Source organism: Microbacterium umsixpiens (genome assembly GCF_053543675.1).
The window spans coordinates 11,228-13,164 of sequence record NZ_JBLVOH010000035.1 but is presented as its reverse complement, the minus strand read 5'-3'; the positions used below and the strand labels follow the sequence as shown (position 1 = coordinate 13,164).

Annotated in this window: 2 protein-coding genes; both read left to right on the top strand. The window is 69.1% G+C overall.

Annotated features, from left to right (window positions below):
• A partial coding sequence (locus ACNPM4_RS03680) for an ABC transporter permease (protein ID WP_448984732.1) occupies window positions 1-1,252 on the top strand: 1,252 nt, incomplete at its 5' end.
• Between the two features lie 42 nt (window positions 1,253-1,294).
• A partial coding sequence (locus tag ACNPM4_RS03675; RefSeq protein WP_448984731.1) for an adenosylhomocysteinase occupies window positions 1,295-1,937 on the top strand: 643 nt, incomplete at its 3' end.

Sequence of the window (1,937 nt, the reverse complement as noted above, 5' to 3'; positions counted from 1 at the left end):
CGCCCGTGGCAGCGGCGCCCGCATCCGAGGTCGTGTCGTGACCGGCTTCCTCGGCGCGCTCTCCGACGCGTGGGCCGAGATCCGCGTCCACAAGCTCCGGGTGCTGCTCAGCCTGATCGGCATCGCCGTGTCGGTCGGAGCACTCACGGCAGTCGTGGCGATCTCGGAGTATCAGCGACAGTTCCAGGCGGAGCAGTCCGACCGCTGGGGAGGGCGCGCGGCCACCATCGTCGTAGCCGCGAGCACGGCCGACGGCACCCCTGTGGACGCCGATGACTTCGACGCCCGCTTCAGCCGCGTCTCGGAGCGATTCGGTTTCAGCCACACGGCGCGCATCGCGCAGGGGGTCATGCTGGACGCGCAGCTGCCGGAGGGCGTCACTCCGGTCCCCGCGCGCATCATGGATCCCGCCTATTCGCAGATCCACCGCGAGCAGCTTCTCGAGGGGCGCTGGTTCCTCGACTCCGATCTGGAGGCCCTGGCCCCGCCGGTGGTCATCACGGAGGCGCTGTGGGAGCGTCTGGGACGCGTGCCCCTGACGCAACATCCGACCGTCGTGTTCGATGGTCCGGCCGGAGGCACCTATCAGGTGATCGGCATCGTTCCTCGGCAGGGCTTCGGCGACGAGGAGCTGCGGGTCGACCTGCTCTACGATGCGTATCGCTCTCGCGTGGACGCCCTGCCGCCGGATGCGACGACCCAGTACGAGGTCTGGGTGGGCGCTCAGCAGGCTGACCAGATCGGACCGGTGCTGGCGATGGATCTGCGCGCAGGGCTGCCGGAGGGGCAGACGGTCTCGGTGAGCCGCACCGACTGGGCGGCTCAATCGGGCGCCATGGATGCGCAGGCCACGTTCGAGATGATCACGGGCGGAATCGCCGCCCTGATCCTCGCGCTCGGGGCCCTGAGCCTGATCAACATCCAGCTGGTCGCCATGCGTCAGCGCGTGCGTGAGATCGGGGTCCGACGTGCTTTCGGCGCCAGTTCGGGGCGGGTGTTCTTCGCCGTGTTCCTGGAGAGTCTCGTCGCCACGACGGTCGCCGGAGTGATCGGGATCGCGATCGTCGTCGCGGTGCTGCGCTCGGACTGGATCGTCACCTCGATGTTCTACGGCATCCAGGACGTGCCGCCGTTCCCGATGCGGGCTGCACTCATCGGACTCGTCGCCTCGGTGATCGTCGGCGCGGTGTCGGGTTTCATCCCCGCTCTCGTCGCGCTGCGGGTGAAGGTGATCGACGCGATCCGCTTCTGACGCACACACCGGGCGGGCGGCGTCGGGTGGAAGAATGTGAGGATGCCTGAGCTCGAGTACCGCGTCGCCGACCTGTCCCTCGCCGAAGCCGGCCGTCACCAGCTGCGCCTCGCCGAGAACGAGATGCCGGGATTGATGTCTCTCCGGGAGGAGTTCGGTGCGGCGCAGCCGCTGAAGGGCGCCAGGATCGCCGGCTCGCTGCACATGACCGTGCAGACGGCGGTGCTCATCGAGACGCTCGTGGCGCTCGGCGCGGAGGTGCGGTGGGCGAGCTGCAACATCTTCTCCACTCAGGACGAAGCGGCCGCCGCCGTCGTGGTCGGCCCGGGCGGTACGGTCGACGCCCCGGCGGGCGTGCCGGTCTTCGCCTGGAAGGGGGAGACGCTCGAGGAGTACTGGGCGTGCACCGAGCGCATCTTCGACTGGTCGTCGACGGGATTCGACGGTCCGAACCTCATCCTCGACGACGGCGGCGACGCCACGCTGCTCGTTCACAAGGGCGTCGAGTTCGAGAAGGCGCGCGCGGTCCCGGCGACGACGGAATCCGACTCGCACGAGTTCTCGGTCATCCTCGAGCTGCTGCGCGGGTCGCTCGCGTCGTCGACCGACCGCTGGACGAAGCTCGCTGCCGGGCTCATCGGGGTGACGGAGGAGACCACCACCGGCGTGCATCGTCTCTATGAGC